Raw genomic sequence first — 21,774 nt, 5'->3', positions numbered from 1 at the left:
ACGGGACGATTGCCGACCCTTCTATTGCAATTCGGGTGCTGCCGGGTCAGGACTCTGTGAAATCTGGAATCGACCATCCCGCCATCCTTGTTGCCCACGGAATTTCCCATGCTTCCTGACATCAGTTTCCTTGACGCCATCGCGGAAGCGGCTGCCGCTGAAACGCTTCCCCGCTTTCGCATGTCTGTTGCCGTCGATAACAAGCAGGCAAGCGGATTCGATCCGGTGACCGAGGCGGACCGCGCTGCCGAAAAGGCGATTCGTGAGCTCATTTCCGAGCGTTATCCCGAGCATGGCATTCTGGGCGAAGAGCATGGTGATGTCGGCCTCGACCGGGACTATGTCTGGGTCATCGATCCGATCGACGGCACCCGGGCCTTCATTTCCGGCCTGCCGGTCTGGGGAACGCTCGTGGGGCTCTATCACAAGGGCAAGGCGGTGATGGGAATGATGGATCAGCCCTTCACCGGCGAACGTTTCATCGCGAAGCCCGGCGAGGCCATGGTCAGGCGCCACGGCCTCAACTCGGGAATCAGCACTCGAAAAGGTGTCTCGCTGGGCCAGGCGATCATGATGACCACTTCCCCCAAGATATTCTCCGAGGCCCTGGCGCCTGTCTATCAGCGGGTAGAAGACCAGGTGCAACTGGCGCGTTACGGCTGTGATTGTTACGCTTATGCAATGGTGGCTTCCGGGCACATCGATCTGGTCGTGGAGGCTGACCTGAAGCCCTATGATGTTGGCGGACTGATCCCGCTGGTCGAGCAAGCGGGTGGCGTTATGACAACCTGGACAGGGGATAGCGCGGAAATGGGCGGCACCATTGTTGCCAGCGGATCCGCCGCGCTGCATGAGGAAGTTCTCGAACTGCTCAACCGGAACTGACCGCAGCCTCCGGTTCCCATGCCTGATCCGGCGGTATGAAGGCATCTATTGCAGCCAGAGTGGGGATGCGGTGGCGGTCGGCTTCCTGCAGCAACTCGTGACGTGCGCCGTCAATGATAATTGCGCGGCCGGCGCGAAACCGGTTGCCCAGCCTTTCGATCGCCTGCGCGGCCACGATACTGTCGTTGCCGGCGCCGATCAGTAATGTCGGAACCTTGATCTGGTCGAGATGCTCGAAGCGGTTGACCCGGGCGATCGCATTGAGCATCTCATTGATCCAGCTGGCGCTGGGCGTGCCCAGCCTGAGTTCGGGGTGCGCCGCGTAAAGAGCCTGATTGCGGGCATAACGCTCGAAATCTGTCGTCAGAGGATTGCCGGCAAAGGGTTTGGGGAAACTGTCCCTGCCGGAGCCGACCCAACCCAGGCCGGTGAGCCGCAGGATCCTTGTCGCCAGACGGATGACCCAGGACGGCAAGGGCTGGTCGGACAGTTCGACAAAGGGAGCCACCAGTGCCATCCGCTCAATGCGGTTGGTAAGCTTCGGCGCCAACGAAAGAGCGACCAGCGCTCCCATCGAATGGGCTACTAGGCAGAACGGCAGCCGCGCCTCGGGGAGGACAACGGTCTCGAGGAAAGCGGACAGGTCTGCTTCAAGATCACGAAAGCGCCGGACGTGCCCGCGCAACGGGTTTTTGGTCAGGCGATCGGAAAGTCCCTGGCCGCGCCAGTCGAAGGTCGCGACCCATAGACCCCGGTTGGTGAAATGGCGGATGGTCTCGTAGTATTTTTCGATACTTTCGTTGCGGCCCTGGAGCAGCACCACCGTGCCGCGCGCCACCGGCACGTGAGATTTGAAAATCGCATAACGCAACCGCTTGTCGCCAGCGCTCTTGAACCAGCCGGTGACATGATTGCCCGGGACCGGATTGCCATCCGTTTCGATCAGCAGGGGGAGATCATCGCTCATGGTAACCGGGATTAGTGCTTCGGCCTTATTTGGTCAAAAGGAAAAAGACCGGAGCCACATAAGGAGCGGCTCCGGTCAGGCGCCTGGGAGCAGAAGGGACGGGATGCCCCCGGCAGGTTCAGACTGTTTGTGTCTGATGACCAGGAGCATAGGCGGGTGCAGCTGAACCAGCGCCGAACGGGCAATTCATCTGCAGTTCAGGCGCCAACACCCGCGTTTTCGGTGCGGATAAAGGTCTTGAACAGGCTTGAAGCAATTCCCACATTGTTGCTGCAGGCGCCAGAAACCGGGTCTGCTGGCCGGGATGCCGCCCAATGCGGGGCAGCCCAATCGCCACAACGCAAACACCAGTCGCTCTGAAGGAGGACACACATGCGTCACGTTGATTTTTCACCCCTGTACCGTTCCACTGTCGGTTTCGACAAGTTGCTGACCATGCTCGATGGTATGGCACCTACCGATCAGTCGCAGTCCTATCCGCCCTATAATATCGAACGCACCGGCGAAAGCACCTACCGCATCACCATGGCGGTGGCGGGCTTCGACGAAGCCGAGATCTCGATCGAAGCACGGGAACATGTGCTGACCGTCAAGGGCGAGAAGGCTGAAGACACCGAAGCCGAGACCACGCAGTATTTGTATCGCGGCATTGCCAAGCGCGCCTTCGAGCGTCGCTTCCAGCTCGCAGATCATGTCGAAGTGACCGGCGCATCGCTGCGCAACGGCTTGCTGCATATCGACCTGGTTCGCGAGATCCCCGAGGCGATGAAGCCGCGGCGCATCGCCATCACCAAGGATGCCGGCGCCAGCACGAAGCAGATCGAAGCCACGCAGGCCTGATCCTGCCCTCCCGAAATGGAGCAGGCCTTATGGCGCCCAGGAAACTGGGCGCCTTTTTCGTTCCACACAAGGAGGTGCCGATTACCGGCTCAGGCCCTGTGTTTGACCGGTTTAAATCGGCTCAGCAGGGCATCAACGGAGAGCAGTCCCGGGCCCTTGAGGATGATCACGGTCAAGGGCACGAGCCAAAGCAATCGCTGGTCGGCGATGACGGCGTCGGGAAACCTGTCAAACCAGCCGCCGATGGCCTCGGCCCCGATCTGGTGAACCGTGATGTCGACGAAGGTCTGCACGGCGATAAATCCGATCATGCCGAGCGCTGCCAACCGGGAAAAGAGGCCAATGACGATCAGCAGCGGCAGAATGAATTCAGAATAGGTGCCCATCGCCACAATGAAGCCCCAGGGCAGGAAGGCCACCGCATCGACATCCCCGCCGGCTGCTTCAACCGCCGGAAGTGCGATCTGGTAATAGGCGCCGGGCGAGATCGAGAAAAACCCGAGAATCCCTTCCCCGACTTTCGTCCTGGCCGAATTGAGGAAGTAGATCCAAAGTACCGCGGCAAATGCGAACCGGGCGATCAGCCCGAGCAACCAGGCGTCACCGATCCGTTCGAAAAAGGCAAAGACACGGTCGTGGAGGCGGGTCAGAAAATCAACGGCTGATCTCATGGGGTTTGCTCCGTGGTTGGCTGGCCGGCAAAACAGTCAGAAAATGCACCGGCCTCCAGCATGGCTGAAATCGCCGCCGGCAGATCGAAATCGGGATAGCCGGTCATGGTCAGGCCGGCGGCCTCTCCGAATGTTTTCCCCGCAATCAACGCGCTCAGGAAGCTCGCTGCGCCCGGCGGAAGTTGCCGCACCTCGACCGCGTCGAAGGGACGGGTGATGAGGCCGTCTTCGGCGATGGCCGGTCTGATTCCGTCGAGTGGCCGTTGTTCGCGGCTAGCGGAAAAGATCGATACGGCGGCAAATCGACTTCGAATGATGCGTGTTGCCGGGTGGGGGGTGAAGCGTGTGTCGGCAAGCTGTTCGGCCGGGATCGCTGCAAGGGTGTCGGGCGGCAAGGGGGGCGCATCGGCTGCATGAAAAGCTGCAAGCCAGGCCTTTTCCATGCGCGCAACATCCGCCAGGTAGGGGTAGCGGGAAAGCGGTTCGAAATCTTCGAGGAAGGTTGCAAATCCGCCGCCATATTCGAAGATGACTGCTGAAACCGGCGGCTCCTTGGCGACGTAGAACCTCGCCATATCCCGGAAAAATCCCTCGCAGACCAGCCGCTGCACAGCCGGGAAAATATCGGCGAGCGCATTGACGAGGCTGACAGTGACATTGTTGCGGTAGACTGCAAAGCGCTTTTGCGCTTTCTTGCCGTGCGGGCCGACGATGCCTTCGGGCAGCGGCAGGTCCGGATTTAGCAGGGCTGCACCGAAATAGTGCTGCTCGCCTGCGGTCGATGTATCACTCCGCGGCATGACGGGATCCGAGCAGAGAGGTAGGCCCGAGCCGGGCCAGAATGGCGTCGGCGAGGCGTGCCTCGCGACGCAGCACCGGCCATTCGGGCACGTCATTGTCCCATTCTACCAGTGTCGGAAGCGCGCCGGCCTGGCTGATGACGATCTCATAGAGTTTCCACACTGCGTCAGAAACCGGGCGGTCGTGGGCATCGATCAGCAGCGGATCGCCTTCGTCGTCGGTGTCTTCGGCGTGGCCCGCAAGATGGATCTCCTCGACCAGTTCCAGCGGGAAATCGCGCAAGTAATGCAACGGCTTCCAGCCATGGTTGGTGGCGGAGACGAAGACATTGTTGACGTCGAGCAACAGGCCGCAACCGGATTTCTGCGCGATTTCGCGGATGAAATCGGTCTCGCTCATGGTGGTCTGTTCAAAGGCTACGTAGGTAGACGGGTTTTCCAGCAGGATTGGCCGCTTCAGACGATCCTGGATCTGACCGATATGGGCCACAACGCGGTTGAGGGTCTGGTCGTTGTAGGGTACCGGCAAAAGGTCGTTGAAATAGCCTGCGTCATGGCTCGACCAGGCGAGGTGCTCGGACACCATTGCCGGCTCGTAGCGCTCGACAACCCTGGCGAGGCGTTCGAGATGGTCCGGATTGATGCCGCTTTCGGATCCGATCGACAGGCCCACACCATGGACGGACAGGGGGAATTCTGCCCGAATGGCTTCAAGTCCGCGGTGCGGAGGGCCACCGTCGCCCATGTAGTTTTCGGCATGGACCTCGAGAAAGCCGATACGGTAGTCGTCGGCCAGGATGGCATCAATGTGCTCGGTCTTCAGGCCCGCCCCCGCTCGGGGCGGAAGCGGACCATCGGGGAAACGGGACGCCGCGACAATCGGCGATGTGGGGGCGGACTGCGTCATCTTCAGGGTCCCGTTTCCTGGTGTTTCTTCAGATCAGGCCGGCAGGTCGCGGTCCAGCGGCTCGAGAGAACCCATGCGGCCACCTTCAACGCTCATCGTGGTGCAGGTGCCCGCATCAACAGTTTTCCAGGCGTTGCCCTGGTAGTCGACCGTGGATGTACCAGCACAAGTGGTGCCGGGCCCGGCGGCGCAATCATTCTTGCCTGCCATGGCAACACCATAGCATTTTTCCGTGGCGGCTGCTGCGCCTTGTGTGGAGCCGAGGAATGCGGTGCCGGAAATAGCCATGGCTACTGCGCCTGCAAGAGCTGACGCGCCGACAATCGTTTTATGTGACATGATGTTCTCCTTGGATGTTCTGAGACCTTGTTCCGAACTATTCCCGTCCGGCAGAACAACCATGACAACTTCAACCATCACTTGGAAATCAAGCGCACGTTATCCCGCATCACTTGAGCGTGAGCCAGGTGTGAAGCAGATTTGTCTTGCTGGGGAAGGCAAGGCGCTTCCCTGCGCTGTCAGCCAAGCATGGCTATGAACTGGTCGACGTGCTCCTGAGTGGTGGCGAAGCTTGTCACCAGCCTGATCATGGTCTCGTCCGGGCCGACCAGGTGGGCTGCCGAACGCGGCGCTGCCCATTCATAGAACATTGCTCCCTTGTCGGCGAGCTGCTTGGACAGTGCTTTCGAGATAATGGGGAAGGTCTCGTTTGCAGGGCTCTGCCAGGCAAGGCGCGCATTCGGCGAACTGTTGATGCCCGCTTGCAGACGCGCCGACAAAATGTTTGCGTGCCGCGCGATGTCGAGCCAGAGATCGCCCTCGAAATAGGCGTCGAACTGGGCAGCGATAAAGCGGCTCTTGGAAAACAGCTGCGCTGCACGCTTGCGCAGGAAGGGTGCCTGCTCGGCCATCTCGGGCTTGAGAAAGACCAGGGCTTCGGCACACCAGCATCCGTTCTTGGTGCCGCCGAAGGAAACCATGTCAATGCCCAGATCCACCGTCATCTGCGCCGGGGTAAGGTCAAGGGCGACAAGGGCATTGGCGAAACGGGCGCCATCCATGTGCAGCGGCAGGCCATGGGCCCTGGCAATGGCGGAAATCGTACGGATTTCGTCCGGGCTATACACAGTTCCCGATTCAGTCGCCTGGGTGAGCGTGATCGCCATCGGCTGTCCGGCATGGACAAAGCCTGCGGGGAAACGCGCGATCTGCGCTTCCAGACTGGCTGGATCCATTTTTCCCTCCGGCCCTTCCACCGGTGCAAGCCTCGCGCCATGGCTGAAGAATTCAGGTGCGCCGCATTCATCGGCAATCACGTGGGCTTCGCTGTGACAGAAGGTCACGCCACCTGGCCGGTTGACCGCAGACAGGGCGAGCGAGTTGGCGGCAGTCCCGGTGCCGACAAAGAACACTGCTACTTCTCGTTCGAACACCTCGTTGAACCTCTGCTCGACCTTGCGATCGAGATCGCTGGCACCGTAGGCCGGAGCGAAGCCGGTCGAATGGGCTGTCAGCGAGGCAGCGATTGCCGGGTGGGCGCCTGCCCAGTTGTCCGAAGTGAAGATCATGAAGGGGGTCTCCGATAACGTATGGAACTGTGTCGGCTATTGCATGATTTTGCAGGCATTCAAAGGGGAAGCCCTCGTGAGCATCGAAACTGAAGCCGCGGTAGAGGAAAAGTCTGAAAAGAGGGCTCTGCGCTGACTCCGCACCGCCGACAGCAAAACACCGGAAAGGGATTGGTAGGCGTAACAAAGTTGCGTTGAGTGGACCCATTCGATCATTTTAGGTCGTGAAGGTGTGGTTTTTTGAGTCGGGCATCTTGCGCAACGCCCTGCATTCTGTCATAGAACAATCGAAATAGGACAGCCTTGCTGTCCTATTTGTGTCTGACATGCTCGACTGGCAAAGGCCTGATTGGACGCAAGGGGCTGAGAGCGGTATCTGCCGCATTTGCGATGCGGCGGTTCAAGGTGACCGTACTACCCCTTCATGATACAAACCACGCTGCGTGCCCGCACACACCGGGTGAACCTGAGAGGCGCGCATGGCCAGACGACAATTGTATCCGGAACGCAAGGCGCCGCCGCACCCGGCGGGGGCGTAGGATGGGCCGGGATCAACCGCTACGGCGGCCATGAAGGAGGAATGAAGATGGCAGACCTTTCACCATCTCTGACGGACGTTACCGCTTGCGAGGCTGTTGCCGTGCGCAAGGCGACCACCGCGCAGACCTTTGGATTGCCGCCCAAACAGGGGCTTTATGACCCCCGCAACGAGCATGATGCCTGCGGCGTCGGATTTGTTGCGCACATGAAGGGCAAGAAGTCGCACCAGATCGTGCGCGACGGCCTGTTCATGCTTGAGAACCTCACGCACCGTGGCGCGGTCGGCGCGGACCCGCTGATGGGCGATGGCGCCGGTCTGCTGGTGCAGATTCCCGATCGCTTTTTCCGCGAAGAGATGGCCGAGCAGGGCGTCACCCTGCCTGCTTCCGGCGACTACGCAGTGGGTTTCATCTTCATGCCGCAGGACGATGCGCTCTGCGATCACCTCAAGGGAATCATTGCCGAGGTTGTTGCCGACGAAGGCCAGATCTTGCTCGGCTTCCGCGATGTACCGGTCGACAATTCGTCGCTGTCCAAGGCGCCCGAGATTGCCGCAACCGAACCGCGCCATGTCCAGGTGTTCATCGGCCGGGGCGAGGGCGTCGACGACCAGTCCGATTTCAAGCGTCAGCTGTTCGTGCTGCGCAAGGTGATCTCGAACCGGGTCTACAACGAGATCGATGATGGCGATGACGGCTTCTATTTCGTCTCGCTGTCGACGCAGACCGTGGTCTACAAAGGCATGTTCCTTGCCTACCAGGTCGGCGCTTATTACAAAGACCTCAGCGACCCGCGGTTTGAATCTGCCGTCGCGCTGGTTCACCAGCGGTTTTCGACCAACACGTTTCCGTCATGGAAGCTTGCCCACCCCTACCGGATGGTGGCCCATAACGGCGAAATCAACACGCTGCGCGGCAATGTCAACTGGATGGCAGCGCGTCAGGCGTCGGTCTCGTCTCCGCTGTTCGGCGATGATATTTCAAAGCTTTGGCCGATTTCCTACGAAGGCCAGTCCGATACGGCGTGCTTCGACAATGCGCTCGAATTTCTAATCCGCGGCGGCTACTCGATGGCGCATGCGGTGATGATGCTGATCCCGGAAGCCTGGGCCGGCAACGCGCTGATGAGCGAGGACCGCAAGGCTTTTTACGAGTATCACGCTGCCCTGATGGAGCCCTGGGACGGGCCGGCCGCAGTTGCCTTTACCGATGGCGTCCAGATCGGCGCGACGCTCGACCGCAACGGGCTTCGTCCGGCGCGCTACATCGTCACCGATGACGACCGGGTAATTATGGCCTCGGAAGCCGGTGTCCTGCCGGTGGAGGAAAGCTCGATCGTCAAGAAGTGGCGGCTGCAGCCTGGCAAGATGCTGCTTATCGACATGGAAGAAGGCCGGATCATTTCCGACGCCGAAGTCAAGTCGGGCCTGGCCGCCAAGCACCCCTACCGCGAATGGCTCGAGCGGATACAGCTGATCCTCGAGGATCTGAAGCCGGTTGAACCGCGGGCGCTGCGCAAGGACGTCTCGCTGCTCGACCGCCAGCAGGCGTTCGGCTACAGTCAGGAAGACACCAAAATCCTGATGGCGCCGATGGCGACCACCGGACAGGAAGCCATAGGCTCAATGGGCACGGATACGCCGATTTCTGCCATGTCGCAGAAGTCGAAGCTGCTCTACACCTATTTCAAGCAGAACTTCGCCCAGGTCACCAACCCGCCGATCGACCCGATCCGCGAAGAGCTGGTGATGAGCCTGGTCTCGTTCATCGGGCCACGGCCGAACATCCTCGACCATAAGGGGGCTGCGAAGAAGAAGCGGCTCGAAGTGCGTCAGCCGATCCTTACCAATGGTGACCTCGAGAAGATCCGCTCGATCGGTCATACCGAAGACCGTTTCGACACCAAGACGCTCGACTTCACCTATTCGAGCGACAAGGGCTCGGATGGTATGAAGGCGGCCCTTGACCGGCTGTGCGACCGGGCCGAGGAGGCTGTGACCGGCGGCTACAACATCATCATCCTGTCCGACCGTCAGCTCGGTCCGGACCGGATCGCGATCCCGGCATTGCTGGCGACCGCCGCCGTCCATCACCACCTGATCCGCAAGGGGCTTCGTACATCTGTCGGCCTCGTGGTGGAATCTGGCGAGCCGCGCGAAATCCATCATTTTGCCTGCCTGGCCGGTTATGGGGCGGAAGCGATCAACCCGTATCTCGCTTTCGACACGCTGCTCGACATGCATGCGCGCGGCGAGTTCCCGCCGGAAGTCGACCGGTACGAGGTCGTCTCGCGCTACATCAAGGCGATCGGCAAGGGCATCCTCAAGGTGATGTCCAAGATGGGGATCTCGACCTATCAGTCCTATTGCGGAGCGCAGATTTTCGACGCGATCGGACTGTCGAGCGAGTTCGTCAAAACCTACTTCACCGGCACGGCAACGACCATCGAGGGTGTCGGACTGGCCGAGGTGGCATCCGAAACCGCCGAGCGCCACCGGCTGGCGTTTTCCAGCGATCCGGTGCTCGCCACCTCGCTGGAAGTGGGCGGCGAATATGCCTACCGGATGCGTGGCGAGGAACATGCCTGGACTCCGGATGCGGTTGCCACCCTGCAGCATGCCGTGCGCGGCAATGCCAAGGACCGCTATCGCGAGTTTGCGGACATGGTCAATGAGTCGACCCTGCGGATGAATGCGATCCGTGGCCTGTTCGAAATCCGCACCGCCGAGAATCTCGGCCGCAAGCCGGTTCCGCTCGACGAGGTAGAACCCGCAGCGGACATCGTGAAGCGGTTTTCCACCGGTGCGATGTCGTTCGGATCGATCAGCCGTGAAGCGCACACCACGCTGGCGATTGCCATGAACAAGATCGGTGGGAAGTCGAACACCGGCGAGGGCGGCGAGGAGCCGGATCGCTATCTGCCGCTCTATGGCGGTGGCCGCAATCCCGAGCGCTCGGCGATCAAGCAGGTGGCCTCAGGCCGGTTTGGCGTGACGACGGAGTACCTGGTCAACGCGGACATGATCCAGATCAAGGTCGCGCAGGGCGCTAAGCCGGGCGAGGGTGGTCAGCTGCCAGGCCACAAGGTCGATGCGACGATCGCGAAGACACGGCATTCAACACCCGGTGTGGGCCTGATCTCGCCGCCGCCGCACCACGACATCTACTCGATCGAGGATCTGGCACAGCTGATTTTCGACCTGAAGAACGTCAATCCAGAAGCCGACATCTCGGTCAAGCTGGTTTCGGAAGTGGGTGTGGGCACGGTTGCTGCCGGCGTCGCCAAGGCGCGTGCAGACCACATCACCGTGTCCGGCTATGACGGCGGAACCGGCGCATCGCCGCTGACTTCGCTCAAGCACGCCGGCGGTCCATGGGAAATCGGGCTGGCCGAGACCCACCAGACGCTGGTGCTCAACGGCCTGCGCTCGCGTATCGCGCTGCAGGTCGATGGCGGTCTCAAGACCGGCCGCGACGTGATCGTGGGTGCCCTGCTGGGTGCCGACGAGTTCGGCTTCTCGACCGCCCCATTGATCGCGGCGGGCTGCATCATGATGCGCAAGTGCCATCTCAACACCTGCCCGGTGGGTGTCGCCACGCAGGACCCGGTTCTGCGCAAGCGTTTCAAGGGCACGCCTGAGCATGTCATCAACTACTTCTTCTTCATCGCAGAGGAAGTGCGCGAATGGCTCGCTGCCATGGGCTACCGCAATCTCAATGAGATCATCGGTCAGTCGGAGCTGCTGGCGAAGGATGGCATGATCGAGCACTGGAAGGCCAAAGGCCTCGATTTCAGCCGGATCTTCTACAAGCCGGATGCGCCGAAGGAAAAGATCTACTGGACTGAACGCCAGAACCATCCGATTGCCGATATTCTCGACAGACAGCTGATCGAGAAGGCGATGCCCGCACTCGAAGCCAAGGAAAAGGTCGAGTTCGACGTCGAAATCAAAAATGTCGACCGTTCGGCCGGCGCAATGCTGTCGGGCGAGGTCGCCAAGCGGTTCGGCCACAAGGGATTGCCGGAAGACACCATTACCGTGAAAATGACCGGCACTGCGGGGCAGTCTTTCGGGGCCTTCCTTGCACATGGCGTCACCTTCGATCTGGCTGGCGACGCCAACGACTATGTCGGCAAGGGGCTTTCGGGTGGCTGCATCATCGTGCGCCCGCCGGAAAACTCACCAATCATGGCGGAAAACTCGATCATCGTCGGCAACACCGTGCTTTACGGTGCGATCGAGGGCGAGTGTTATTTCCGCGGTGTCGCCGGCGAGCGCTTTGCCGTGCGCAACTCGGGTGCCATCGCGGTTGTCGAGGGCGTTGGCGATCACGGTTGCGAATACATGACCGGCGGCCTCGTGGTGGTGATCGGCGAGACCGGCCGCAACTTCGCAGCCGGCATGTCCGGCGGTGTTGCCTATGTGCTGGATGAGGCAGGCGACTTTGCCACCCGCTGCAATATGGCGATGGTCGAATTGGAGCCGGTGCCCGAGGAGGACGATATTCTCGAGAAGCTGCATCACCATGGCGGCGATCTTGCCCACAAGGGCCGGGTGGATGTCTCGGGCGACATGACAAGGCATGACGAGGAGCGGCTGTTCCAGCTGATCTCCAACCACATGCACTATACCGGGTCGACCCGCGCCAAGGAGATCCTCGACAACTGGGCTGATTACCGTCCCAAATTCCGCAAGGTGATGCCGGTGGAATACCGGCGTGCGCTTGAGGAGATGGAGCGGATGCGCATGGGCGTGGCGGCGGAATGAGATCGATGATCACATCCACCACACACACCATTGAAGGCCGTGAAATCGCCGAGTACCGCGGCATTGTCACCGGCGAGGCGATTCTCGGAACCAATATCTTCCGGGATCTCTTCGCCGGAATTCGCGACATCGTCGGCGGACGCTCGGGTGCTTACGAGAAAGCATTGCGTGAAGCGCGCGAGATCGCGCTCCAAGAGATGCAGGATGAGGCTGCGAAACTGGGTGCGAATGCCGTCATCGGCGTCGATCTCGACTACGAAAATATTTCAACCGGATCCAGTGGTTCGATGCTGATGGTTTCAGCTTCAGGGACTGCGGTCGTCATCCGGTGAGGGAGTAGAATATGGGTAAGGTAACGGGTTTTCTCGAAATCGACCGGCAGACGGCGAAATATCAGCCGGCGTCTGACCGGATTCGCCATTTCCGCGAGTTCACCATCCGGATGAGCGACCAGGAAGTCCAGAAGCAGGCGGCGCGCTGCATGGATTGCGGCATCCCCTATTGCCATGGTCCAACCGGCTGTCCGGTCCACAACCAGATCCCCGACTGGAACGATCTGGTCTACAACAACAACTGGGAAGAGGCGATCCGCAACCTGCACTCGACCAACAACTTCCCCGAATTCACCGGCCGCATCTGTCCCGCGCCGTGCGAGGAAGCCTGCACGCTCAACCTCGAGGATGCGCCCGTCACCATCAAGACGGTGGAACAGGCGATCGCCGACAAGGCCTATGAGATGGGCTTCATCGTGCCGCAACCGGTAACAAGCAAGTCCGGCAAGACGGTCGCCATCATCGGTTCGGGACCGGCCGGTCTGGCAGCGGCACAGCAGCTTGGCCGCGCCGGACACGAGGTTCATGTTTACGAGCGGGAAAGCCGGCCGGGCGGTTTGCTGCGTTACGGCATTCCGGACTTCAAGATGGAGAAGCACTTCATCGATCGCCGCATCGAGCAGATGGAAGGCGAAGGCGTCACCTTCTTCTGCAACGTCAATGTCGGCGTCGACAAGAGCATGGACGAACTGCTCGCAGCCTATGATGCGGTGCTTTACACCGGCGGCTCGGAGAAGCCGCGTGACGTGGGTATCCCGGGTGCGGACCTTGTTGGCGTGCATGATGCGATGCCTTACCTTGTGCAGCAGAACAAGCGGGTTGCGCGCGAAAGCATCGACAATGTCGGGTGGCCGTCCGATCCGGTGCTTGCCGGTGGCAAGCATGTGGTCGTGATCGGTGGCGGTGACACCGCATCCGACTGTGTCGGCACCGCATTTCGCCAGGGCGCGGTCAAGGTCACCCAGCTCGACATCCGGCCGCAGCCGCCGGAGAAGGAAGACAAGCTCGCCGTATGGCCATACTGGGCCACAAAAATGCGCACCTCCTCCTCCCAGGCGGAAGGTGCTGTTCGCGAGTTCCAGGTCGGCACGCTCGAACTGGTCGGCGAGAACGGCATTCTGACCGGCGTCAAATGCTGCCATGTGGATGAGAAGCGCCAGCCCCTGGCCGGCACCGAATTCGTCATCAAGGCAGATCTGGTGTTCGTGGCGATTGGCTTTAACGGGGTTCTTGAAACCGGCGTGGTGAGCGATCTGGGCGACAAGCTGAAGATTGATATTGACCGCCGTGGTTCGACCAATGTCGCGGCCAATGATAAGGACTATCGCACCTCGGTGGACAAGCTCTGGGCAGCTGGCGATGTGCGCCGGGGGCAGAGCCTGGTGGTCTGGGCAATCCGGGAAGGCCGTCAGGCCGCACGCGAAATCGATCTGAGCCTGATGGGTGCCACAGATCTGCCGCGGTAAGTATCGGACATGAACTGGCCGTGCTCAGTCAAGTGTATCTGAGCACGGCGCCAAGCGGGGATCAGGGCTCAACACGTGGCCAGCTGAAATTGTCCACCCGCCCCTGGGGCGCCTCAGGCAACAGGCCATCTATCACCAGCTTATCGCGCGGGGAGCGGACCAGCCCCGCCGTTGCCGGCATCTCACCCAGCAATGCCGTTCCGCCGTCAAGAGCCGGATCTGTCATGGCCACCGGCAACGTTCGCTGGATCGCGGCAGCGTTTTCACCCGGTGCGGGGGGCATGAATATCTCCGGGAAATTGGCGGAATCGAGCGCCGAGATGCCTTCTGCAGCGGCGTCACCCAGTAACCTCCGGATCGATTTTTCGGCATAGAACGCGATCTTGCGGCGACCGGCCTTGGTCACGTTGATGCCGTCGGAGCCACGAAGCCTGACCTGCTGTCCATTGATGTCGGACCCGGTGTAGATGAATTTGCCTTCCTCATCGACAAAACCATCCCAGATGTCGATAAATTCGCCGCCGGCCATTTCGACCTGCTTGCGGACGATACTGTTGAGGGCGACCATGTCCGTAGTCATGGATGGGGACTTGAAGGCTGGAAGCCCGATCCACAGCAGCGGGGTCTTTCCACCCCCCAACGCGTCGATCAGCGCGCGGGTCCGGCGCTCATATTCTGCGACCCAGCTCGGCGATCGGACGGGCTCACGATTGCCGTCAACAAGGAGCTGCTGGCGGTCGTTGGAGCCGAGCTGGACGACAACGATGGAGGGTTGCACCTCTTCAAAGATACCACGGGCCTGTTCCGGCCAGTTGTAGTAATCATCGCGCACCAGGCCGGATGACCCGTTCGTGCGTTCAATGACAACAACACCGGGAGCTTGAGCAAACGCCTCGGAGAGACCGTCAGCTGTCCCGTTTGCAAGGAAATCGCCGACGACGAGGATCTTGCGGGCGTTGTCCAGCTTTTCGACGACCGGCTCCGGTGGTGGCGCAATGGCTTTGGGCGAACGAGCCCTGTTAACCCGGCTTGTGCGAGCCGGCGCCGGCGCAGAAGCCGAAGCTTCCTCCTTCTTGCTGCTTTGCTTGCTGCCAAACAACAACTGCAGAAACGACTTCCGTTCCACCCGTTCCTCAGCTTGTGCAGGCTGAACCTGCTGCAAAACAGCTAATCCGCACATCGTCAACAGGACTGTGAGTGCAGCCAGGCGCAGCAGGTGGCGTATTTGGAACGCACCGGTGCACTCTCCCGGGGAGCACTTCGTCCGGGAGAGGCGGTGGGTGTCTTGGATTTTAATTTCGGCGGATCGCATCCAGTATCTTCTGCGATGGAACTGCCTCGCCGGTCAAGCCGGTGCGCGATTGAAAGGCTGCGATGGCTGCTTTGGAGCCCGATCCGAAATTGCCGTCGATGTCACCATCGTAATAGCCCAGTTGCTTGAGCCGGGTCTGCAACTCGAACTTTTCCTTGACGTCAAGGGTACCGGCCGGCCGCGGCCAACGCTGATCCACACCGCCATATCCGGCGATTTCATCGGCGAGAACACCCACACCGAGGGCGTAGGAATCGGAGTTGTTGTAGCGCTTGATGACGAAGAAATTCTTGGTCATGAGGAAGGCCGGTCCATTCGCGCCACCTGGCATTTTGAGCTCGGCACGGCGGCTGCCGACCGGGAAGCTCTTGCCGCTGGGGCGGGTGAAGCCAAGTGCTGCCCATTCCGCCAGCGTTTTGGTCTGGCCGTTGTACTTGGCGCCACCCCTGGGTGCCACGGATTCGTAGCCCCAGGTTTCGCCGGTTCTCCAGCCATTCTTCTTGAGCAGATTTGCAGCGGTTGCCAGTGCATCGGGAATGGAATTCCAGATGTCGCGGTGGCCGTTGCCGTCGGCATCGATCGCATAGGCGAGATAGCTGGTGGGAATGAACTGGGTATGCCCCATGGCGCCGGCCCAGGAGCCGGTCATTTCGCGGGTGGAAATGTCACCTGTCTGCAGGATCTTGAGTGCAGCCACCAGCTGCTGGCGGGCAAACTTCGCCCGCTTCGGGTCGGCATAGGCAAGCGTTGCAAGCGCTTGGGGTACATAGTGCAGCCGGTCGGTCTTGGTGAGGATTTCACCGTAATTGGACTCCATCGACCAGATCGCCAGGAGAACCGAGGCGTCGATGCCGAAGTGACGTTCGATCGCCTCGAGAGTCCTTTTGTGCCTGGCCTGCATCTCGCGGCCCTTGGCGATGGTGTAGGGATTGACGCGCGAATCGAGATAGTCCCAGACCTTGGTGGTGAATTCGGGCTGATAGCGTGCCTTTTCCAGCACCACCGGATCCGGTGCAGTGACGCCACTGAATGCCTTTTCATAGGTCGAACGGGAAATCCCCGACTTTGCGGCAGTGCTGTAAAAGCCCGAAACCCATTTCAGAAAACCTGCATCGGCCTGGGCCGGCAGCGGAGACAACACTGTTGCAAAGAGGCAGAGGCTGGCGGCGCGGACGAATTTGCTGGGTGATCGGATCATGTTCCAAGCATCCTGTTGATGAGGGCTGTTTCGGGTGACTGATCGGCAATCATATCCCGGAGCCGTCAACAAATCGTTTACCATAATCTATCCCCTGACGGTTGGATCGAAGGGCACGGCGGGTTACGCTAAGGGCTGTAAGCGGTACTGATTTCGGTCCGTGAACCGCTTACCGGACATACGGAAAGCGGGATATTCACCGCAGCGCCGCGCCCGTATTGTGGACCGGCTGATTTTTGCCGCCGATTTGCAGTCGACTGATTGAACGATACACTGGCAACTGCGTTGGTCCGTTTCTAACAATCGGTGCCTGCTGATCCGCGATCGACTGAATGCACCGGGGCGATAATCTATCAGAAATGAGGAAAATACATGACGATGACGATACGCAAGGTCAGAAAAGCGGTGCTGCCGGTTGCGGGACTGGGAACCCGTTTTCTCCCCGCAACCAAGGCCGTTCCCAAGGAGATGCTGACCGTGGTCGACAAGCCCGTGGTTCAGTATGTCGTTGAAGAAGCCATGGCAGCGGGTATCGAGCATTTTGTGTTTGTCACGGGCCGCAACAAGGCGGTCATCGAGGATCATTTCGACATTCAGGTTGAGCTCGAAGCGACGCTGCGCGAACGCGGCAAGACAGTCGAACTCAAATCGCTGGAAGACATGCTGCCCAAGGCCGGCGCCACCAGCTTCACCCGGCAGCAGGCACCGCTCGGCCTCGGTCATGCAGTGTGGTGCGCACGCGACATCGTCGGAGACGAGCCCTTCGCCCTGTTGCTGCCCGACATGGTGATGCATGACGAGACCGGCTGCCTTGCCGGCATGGTCGACCTTTACGAAAAAGTCGGCGGCAACATCGTTGCGGTCGCGGAATGTGATCCCGAACTGGCGCACAAATACGGTATCGTCGGCAAGGGCGAGGAACTCGACGGCGGATTTCGCATCACCGAGATGGTTGAAAAGCCGGAAAAAGGCACCGCACCGTCGAACTATTACATCAATGGCCGGTATATTCTGCAGCCGGAAATCTTCGACATCCTGGCGCGGCAGGAGCGCGGTGCCGGCAATGAAATCCAGGTCACCGACGCGATGCTGAAACTGGCGGAAGACCAGCCATTCTCGGCCTATGCCTTTTCTGGAGAGACATACGATTGCGGCTCCAAGGAGGGTTTCATTCTCGCCAATGTCGCCTTCGCACTTGGCCGTTCGGACATCAAGCCACTGGTTGCCGACGGGCTGAAAAACCTGATCTCACAGGCTTGAGGCGATCAGGAGCAGACAGAGACACGGAGGACGGGCTTGATCCCGTCCCCTATCTGCGGAGCTTGAGACCCAGTCCGAGGCGCATTGTCTCCTCGTCGGTGCCGCCGGTTTCCCTGGTTCGTTCGTAGCTCGCATCTGCTTCCAGGTCGAGATAGCGGTTGACGCTCCAGGTCAGGCCGGCTGAGGCACCGTAGCTGCGCTGGTTGCTGCGGCCGCTGCCGGGATCATAATCCCGGAGGCTTGCCGTCGCGCCAAGGCGGGCGACGAGATTATTGCGGATCTGCTGCGTCAAAGTGGAATCAAGCTCATAGACAATCGCGCCCGACTGGCCTGCCGTGGTTGCGGATTCGAGTGTGGTGGCCAGACCGAGATTGAGATCGGTGCCCCGCAAGGGCGACCAGTTGAGCTCTCCGTCGACGGTCAGTCCGGATATGTCGGAAAGGTTGGCGTCATCAAGCTCGCGCAACACGTAGCCCGCTGCGAACTCGCCCGAGAGTTTCTCCCCCAGGTCTACCTCCGCGCCGGCGCGGACGCCCCAGGTCTTGGAAGACCTTTCGGCTCCAGTGGAGTCCAGTCGCTGATCGTATTTTTCACGACCGACATAGGCTTCGAGAAATGGAACCAGGGCTGGGGAAATTTCGTAGCCGATCCGGGCGGTGACCTGGGTGCCCAGCGTGTCACGGTCATCGAGCTGCACGCTGGTGCCATCGGCGAGCGTGGCGTCACCATAGAGGGTGCGGGTGATGTCGAGTGTGGTCGAGCCGCGGAGCAACCCCAGGCTTTTCTGCAGCCCGGCACTTGCCCGAAGTTCGTGGATGCCGGCCTGGGTTGTGGCCCCGGAAATGGCATTCGGATCGGTGCGGCTTTCCTGCGAGTAACTGTAGCCAGTGCCGAACAAGGCGGTGATGGCATTGACGAGGTCGAGGTTGAGCTGCGCATTGAAATCCGCACTTGGGGTCTCCGTACCGGTGCCGGATAGGTTTTTCTGCAGGGTGCCCGTTCCGTCGGCACGAAACTGATGCCGGGACCAATCGGACTCGAGCGTCCCGGACAAAGTGGTCTGGCTGTAGGTGCGCCGGGGCCGGTCGCTGCCATAGCGGACCGATTCATGCACCACTCTCTGGTCAAGAGTGGGGCGCAGCGTCAGGGTGCCCAAGGAAATCCCGGGCACCGCAGCCTCGTCGGTCGAGGTGTCGAGAGGCAGATCATCAATTGTGCCGACGCGGGCGTTCTGGCGTGCAAGACCTGCGGCATAGTCCTGGTCTGCCTGGCTGAGATCGGAGGGTGACGGGATGGTTCCGGTGATGTCTTCCCCGGTCTGCAGACCGAATTCCGTGGCAGAACCTGGCTCGCCTGTCGCAACTGTTGTTCCGAAAGTTCCCGTACCGCTTGCCGGAACTGTCCCGCCCGTGGCAGGGCCTGGAAGCGCGCCATAAAGTGTCGAGGCGGCGGGCTGGTTGGCGGGGAGAGGCGCTTCGGAGGTGCCGCGAAGCTGGTAGAACCCGTCCGAGGAGCTTGAACCGGATGCCGATTGTGCATTTGCTGCGGGAAACGCTGCCAACAGGCAGAACGCCGACACGGTGAGACGAAGTCCGCCACGACGCACAGCTATACGTGTCTGTATGGTCTCAATGGGGTCGCGCATGCGGCTTGGGTTCCGGCCTCGTCCAAATCTTGTCAAACCGTAAACACTTGTGGTTAACGCAAGGTTTCGATCTGCCGTTTTGCGCTTCCGAGATGTGGTTGATGGACATGGGCGCAGCAAAGCGATATTGCCGCCTGATGAAGAAGATTTTGCCAGATTACCCACGCAGCGAGATGCTGAGTTCGGCGGGGCGAACGATCCAGACCGAAAAGGCCGGCTTGGACGCGCTGGCCGCAGCTCTGGAAAACGGGTTGGCGGACCCTTTCACACGGGCAGTGGAGGCCATCGGAGCCATATCCGGACGCGTCATCGTCACCGGTGTCGGCAAGAGCGGGCATATCGGGGCCAAGATCGCCGCAACCCTGGCGTCCACCGGTACCCCGGCGCATTTTGTCCACCCGGCAGAAGCCAATCATGGCGACCTCGGCATGATTGCCAAGGATGATGCGATTGTCGTTTTGTCCTGGTCCGGTGAGACCGCCGAACTCAAGGGCATCCTCGCCTATTCCCGGCGCTTCAGCATTCCGCTTGTCGCCTTCACGGCGGGCGGCGAGTCCGCGCTTGGACGGGAGGCCGACATCGTGCTGCTGCTGCCGCGCGAGCAGGAGGCCTGTCCGCATGGGCTGGCGCCAACGACCTCGACGCTGATGCAACTGGCGCTTGGCGACGCCCTTGCGGTGGCGCTGCTCGAGGCCAAGGGTTTTACCGCCGGCGATTTCCACACGTTTCACCCGGGCGGCAAGCTGGGAGCCACCCTGGCGCATGTGTCAGATGTGATGCACACAGGCGAATCTGTTCCGCTGGTTCCCTCGGGCACGCCGGTACCTGAAGCGATCATGACGCTGTCGTTGCGCAAGTTCGGCTGCGTCGGCGTGACTTCGCCGGACGGGCGTTTGATCGGCATCGTTACGGATGGCGATGTCGCTCGCAATCTGGGGCGAAACCTGGTCGATCAGCCGATCGATGCAATCATGACCAGCCAGCCCAAGACAATTGCACCGACCGCCCTGGCCAGCACCGCAATGGCAATCCTGAACAAGAACTCCATCGGCGCGCTGATGGTCACCGATCAGAATCTCTCGCCGATCGGGATCGTGCACTTCCATGATTTGCTGAGGATCGGGGTGGCCTGAAATCAGGCGCGTTCGACCGTCAAGCCGCCGGCCTTGGCGGTCGTGATGCGAACCTTTGCACCCGCCGGCATGTCCGGACCCTGGACAATCCATGTGGTGTCATCAAGCCTGACACGCCCTCTGCCGTCGACGATGGGATCTTCGAGTGTCGCCGTTCTGCCCACCAGACCTTCGACGCGCCTGTTGAGCATGGGCTGATCGCTCTCGGCGCTGGACGCGGTTAGCCGGCGACCGAGCAGCGCCATTGCAACGGCCAGCACGGCGAAGACCAGCAGCTGCACCTGCCAGCCCCAGAAAGCGGTGCCCCAGAGCGGAATAGAGACCGCGCCGACGACAATCGCGGCGAGCCCGATCCACAACAGGAAAACACCCGGAATCAGGATCTCCAGGCCGAGAAACAGCAGCCCCAGGATCCACCAGCTCCAGGGGCCGAGTTCGGTGATCAGGGCGGCGATCATGAATCCTGCTCTCCCCTGGCTTCGGGCGTATAGCCCGGTGTCGTACTGGTGCGCGGCGGCTGGCTAGGGACGCGTTTCTGCGCCGCCGGGCCATTGCTGCCGTCCTTGCCGAAGACCTCCTGTGCGATGGCGCCGATGCCGCCCAGCGAACCGATGAGCGACGAGGCTTCCAGTGGCATCAGGATGACTTTCTGGTTCGGTGCGGAGGCGATCTGGCCGAGAGCTTCGGTGTATTTCTGCGCGACGAAATAGTTGATTGCCGAGGTGTCTCCCTCGGCAATCGCGACCGACATCATCTGGGTGGCCTTGGCCTCGGCCTCGGCGAGACGCTCGCGGGCTTCGGCATCTCGGAATGCGGCGTCGCGGCGGCCCTCCGCTTCCAGAATGGCGGATTGCTTGGCGCCCTCTGCTCGCAGGATCTGCGAGTTGCGTGCGCCTTCGGCTTCCAGGATGTCGGCGCGTTTCTCACGCTCGGCCTTCATCTGGCGGCCCATGGCCTCGACCAGGTCAGTGGGCGGTGCAATGTCCTTGATCTCGATACGAGTTATCTTGATGCCCCATGGCGCAGCGGCCTGGTCGACAACCTTGAGCAGGCGATCATTGATCGCGTCGCGGTTGGACAGGAGTTCGTCGAGGTCCATCGAGCCCATGACCGAGCGGATATTGGTCATGGTCAGGTTGAGCAGCGCCTGCTCGAGATTGGAGACCTGATAGGCCGCCTCTGCGGCGTTCAGCACCTGATAGAAGGTGACTGCGTCGGCGGCAACGGATGCGTTGTCGCGGGTGATGACCTCCTGTGTGGGAATGTCGAGCACCTGCTCCATGATGTTGATCTTGCGGCCGATGCGGTCGATGAAGGGGACGATGATGTTCAGCCCCGGCGTCAGCGTCCTGGTGTAGCGGCCAAACCGTTCAACCGTGAAGGCGAACCCCTGCGGCACCGTCTTGATGCCGGAAAACAGCAGCAAGATCGCAATGACGACAATGACAACGACCGTGACGTCCAGTCCCAACATGGCCAGTG

Annotated in this window: 18 protein-coding genes; 7 read left to right on the top strand and 11 right to left on the bottom strand. The window is 60.8% G+C overall.

The features are described from left to right. The first annotated feature begins 108 nt into the window (after positions 1-108). On the top strand, positions 109-885 hold the full coding sequence (hisN, locus tag CRO46_RS06135; protein WP_097105961.1) for a histidinol-phosphatase: 777 nt from the start codon (positions 109-111) through the stop codon (positions 883-885). Here hisN and CRO46_RS06130 read toward each other — a convergent pair. Next, positions 872-1,852 carry an alpha/beta fold hydrolase gene (locus tag CRO46_RS06130; protein ID WP_097105960.1) on the bottom strand — a complete coding sequence of 327 codons (981 nt, stop codon included), beginning with the start codon at positions 1,850-1,852 and terminating at the stop codon, positions 872-874. The genes hisN and CRO46_RS06130 overlap by 14 nt on opposite strands. A 372-nt stretch (positions 1,853-2,224) precedes the next feature. Between CRO46_RS06130 and CRO46_RS06125 the strand changes: the two genes are divergently transcribed. Next, positions 2,225-2,692, top strand: a complete 468-nt coding sequence (locus CRO46_RS06125; RefSeq protein ID WP_097105958.1) for an Hsp20 family protein — start codon at positions 2,225-2,227, stop codon at positions 2,690-2,692. An 89-nt stretch (positions 2,693-2,781) separates the two neighbouring features. On the opposite strand, the gene CRO46_RS06120 is transcribed toward CRO46_RS06125, so the two are convergent. From CRO46_RS06120 to CRO46_RS06100, 5 genes are all read right to left on the bottom strand, one after another. After that, positions 2,782-3,363: a DoxX family protein gene (locus tag CRO46_RS06120; protein ID WP_097105957.1), complete on the bottom strand. Its 582-nt coding sequence runs from the start codon at positions 3,361-3,363 to the stop codon at positions 2,782-2,784. Further along, positions 3,360-4,163, bottom strand: a complete 804-nt coding sequence (locus tag CRO46_RS06115; protein WP_097105955.1) for an HvfC/BufC N-terminal domain-containing protein — start codon at positions 4,161-4,163, stop codon at positions 3,360-3,362. The genes CRO46_RS06120 and CRO46_RS06115 overlap by 4 nt, the downstream gene beginning before the upstream one ends. Then, positions 4,150-5,070, bottom strand: a complete 921-nt coding sequence (gene bufB, locus CRO46_RS06110) for an MNIO family bufferin maturase (protein ID WP_097105953.1) — start codon at positions 5,068-5,070, stop codon at positions 4,150-4,152. Before bufB ends, CRO46_RS06115 begins: the two co-directional genes overlap by 14 nt. Positions 5,071-5,103: 33 nt before the next feature. After that, complete coding sequence (locus tag CRO46_RS06105) at positions 5,104-5,409, bottom strand: BufA1 family periplasmic bufferin-type metallophore (RefSeq protein WP_097106556.1); 306 nt, start codon at positions 5,407-5,409, stop codon at positions 5,104-5,106. Positions 5,410-5,588: 179 nt separating this feature from the next. Continuing rightward, positions 5,589-6,638 (bottom strand): threonine aldolase family protein, encoded by a 1,050-nt coding sequence (locus tag CRO46_RS06100; RefSeq protein WP_097105952.1) that lies wholly within the window; start codon positions 6,636-6,638, stop codon positions 5,589-5,591. Between the two features lie 586 nt (positions 6,639-7,224). Here CRO46_RS06100 and gltB point away from each other — a divergent pair. From gltB to CRO46_RS06085, 3 genes are read left to right on the top strand one after another with little or no spacing between them, the layout of a single operon-like run. After that, entirely contained in the window at positions 7,225-11,946 is a 4,722-nt protein-coding gene (gene gltB, locus CRO46_RS06095; RefSeq protein WP_244577777.1) for a glutamate synthase large subunit, read from the top strand. 5 nt (positions 11,947-11,951) lie between these two features. Further along, positions 11,952-12,278, top strand: coding sequence for a heavy metal-binding domain-containing protein (locus CRO46_RS06090; RefSeq protein ID WP_097106553.1), 327 nt, complete (start codon positions 11,952-11,954; stop codon positions 12,276-12,278). Between the two features lie 11 nt (positions 12,279-12,289). Further along, entirely contained in the window at positions 12,290-13,744 is a 1,455-nt protein-coding gene (locus CRO46_RS06085; protein ID WP_097105950.1) for a glutamate synthase subunit beta, read from the top strand. Positions 13,745-13,805: 61 nt separating this feature from the next. On the opposite strand, the gene CRO46_RS06080 is transcribed toward CRO46_RS06085, so the two are convergent. Together CRO46_RS06080 and CRO46_RS06075 are read right to left on the bottom strand one after the other, a co-directional pair. Next, positions 13,806-15,056: an SGNH/GDSL hydrolase family protein gene (locus CRO46_RS06080; protein ID WP_097105948.1), complete on the bottom strand. Its 1,251-nt coding sequence runs from the start codon at positions 15,054-15,056 to the stop codon at positions 13,806-13,808. Next, positions 15,037-16,254: a lytic murein transglycosylase gene (locus CRO46_RS06075; RefSeq protein WP_097105947.1), complete on the bottom strand. Its 1,218-nt coding sequence runs from the start codon at positions 16,252-16,254 to the stop codon at positions 15,037-15,039. The genes CRO46_RS06080 and CRO46_RS06075 overlap by 20 nt, the downstream gene beginning before the upstream one ends. Before the next feature lie 378 nt (positions 16,255-16,632). Here CRO46_RS06075 and galU point away from each other — a divergent pair, with 378 nt between their 5' ends. Beyond that, on the top strand, positions 16,633-17,514 hold the full coding sequence (gene galU / locus CRO46_RS06070) for a UTP--glucose-1-phosphate uridylyltransferase GalU (protein ID WP_097106551.1): 882 nt from the start codon (positions 16,633-16,635) through the stop codon (positions 17,512-17,514). Between the two features lie 49 nt (positions 17,515-17,563). Here galU and CRO46_RS06065 read toward each other — a convergent pair whose 3' ends face one another. Next, entirely contained in the window at positions 17,564-19,159 is a 1,596-nt protein-coding gene (locus CRO46_RS06065) for an outer membrane beta-barrel protein (RefSeq protein WP_097105945.1), read from the bottom strand. 137 nt (positions 19,160-19,296) lie between these two features. Between CRO46_RS06065 and CRO46_RS06060 the strand changes: the two genes are divergently transcribed. Next, entirely contained in the window at positions 19,297-20,292 is a 996-nt protein-coding gene (locus tag CRO46_RS06060) for a KpsF/GutQ family sugar-phosphate isomerase (RefSeq protein WP_097105944.1), read from the top strand. A gap of 2 nt (positions 20,293-20,294) precedes the next feature. Here CRO46_RS06060 and CRO46_RS06055 read toward each other — a convergent pair whose 3' ends face one another. Further along, a complete protein-coding gene (locus CRO46_RS06055; RefSeq protein WP_097105942.1) occupies positions 20,295-20,750 on the bottom strand; it encodes an NfeD family protein in 456 nt (151 codons plus the stop codon). Next, positions 20,747-21,766: an SPFH domain-containing protein gene (locus CRO46_RS06050; protein WP_097105941.1), complete on the bottom strand. Its 1,020-nt coding sequence runs from the start codon at positions 21,764-21,766 to the stop codon at positions 20,747-20,749. The genes CRO46_RS06055 and CRO46_RS06050 overlap by 4 nt, the downstream gene beginning before the upstream one ends. Positions 21,767-21,774 lie beyond the last annotated feature (8 nt).

It is taken from the genome of Parahoeflea halophila (assembly GCF_900220985.1).
GTDB lineage: Bacteria > Pseudomonadota > Alphaproteobacteria > Rhizobiales > Rhizobiaceae > Hoeflea > Hoeflea halophila.
The sequence above is the reverse complement of the archived record's forward strand: the minus strand, read 5'-3'. Positions and strand labels throughout refer to the sequence as shown.

Excerpts from the sequence above, each read along its gene's own strand:
- hisN (WP_097105961.1), top strand. The coding sequence starts at position 109 with ATGCTTCCTGACATCAGTTTCCTTGACGCCATCGCGGAAGCGGCTGCC.
- CRO46_RS06130 (WP_097105960.1), bottom strand. The coding sequence starts at position 1,852 with ATGAGCGATGATCTCCCCCTGCTGATCGAAACGGATGGCAATCCGGTC.
- CRO46_RS06125 (WP_097105958.1), top strand. The coding sequence starts at position 2,225 with ATGCGTCACGTTGATTTTTCACCCCTGTACCGTTCCACTGTCGGTTTC.
- CRO46_RS06120 (WP_097105957.1), bottom strand. The coding sequence starts at position 3,363 with ATGAGATCAGCCGTTGATTTTCTGACCCGCCTCCACGACCGTGTCTTT.
- CRO46_RS06115 (WP_097105955.1), bottom strand. The coding sequence starts at position 4,163 with ATGCCGCGGAGTGATACATCGACCGCAGGCGAGCAGCACTATTTCGGT.
- bufB (WP_097105953.1), bottom strand. The coding sequence starts at position 5,070 with ATGACGCAGTCCGCCCCCACATCGCCGATTGTCGCGGCGTCCCGTTTC.
- CRO46_RS06105 (WP_097106556.1), bottom strand. The coding sequence starts at position 5,409 with ATGTCACATAAAACGATTGTCGGCGCGTCAGCTCTTGCAGGCGCAGTA.
- CRO46_RS06100 (WP_097105952.1), bottom strand. The coding sequence starts at position 6,638 with ATGATCTTCACTTCGGACAACTGGGCAGGCGCCCACCCGGCAATCGCT.
- gltB (WP_244577777.1), top strand. The coding sequence starts at position 7,225 with ATGGCAGACCTTTCACCATCTCTGACGGACGTTACCGCTTGCGAGGCT.
- CRO46_RS06090 (WP_097106553.1), top strand. The coding sequence starts at position 11,952 with ATGATCACATCCACCACACACACCATTGAAGGCCGTGAAATCGCCGAG.
- CRO46_RS06085 (WP_097105950.1), top strand. The coding sequence starts at position 12,290 with ATGGGTAAGGTAACGGGTTTTCTCGAAATCGACCGGCAGACGGCGAAA.
- CRO46_RS06080 (WP_097105948.1), bottom strand. The coding sequence starts at position 15,056 with ATGCGATCCGCCGAAATTAAAATCCAAGACACCCACCGCCTCTCCCGG.
- CRO46_RS06075 (WP_097105947.1), bottom strand. The coding sequence starts at position 16,254 with ATGATCCGATCACCCAGCAAATTCGTCCGCGCCGCCAGCCTCTGCCTC.
- galU (WP_097106551.1), top strand. The coding sequence starts at position 16,633 with ATGACGATACGCAAGGTCAGAAAAGCGGTGCTGCCGGTTGCGGGACTG.
- CRO46_RS06065 (WP_097105945.1), bottom strand. The coding sequence starts at position 19,159 with ATGCGCGACCCCATTGAGACCATACAGACACGTATAGCTGTGCGTCGT.
- CRO46_RS06060 (WP_097105944.1), top strand. The coding sequence starts at position 19,297 with ATGAAGAAGATTTTGCCAGATTACCCACGCAGCGAGATGCTGAGTTCG.
- CRO46_RS06055 (WP_097105942.1), bottom strand. The coding sequence starts at position 20,750 with ATGATCGCCGCCCTGATCACCGAACTCGGCCCCTGGAGCTGGTGGATC.
- CRO46_RS06050 (WP_097105941.1), bottom strand. The coding sequence starts at position 21,766 with ATGTTGGGACTGGACGTCACGGTCGTTGTCATTGTCGTCATTGCGATC.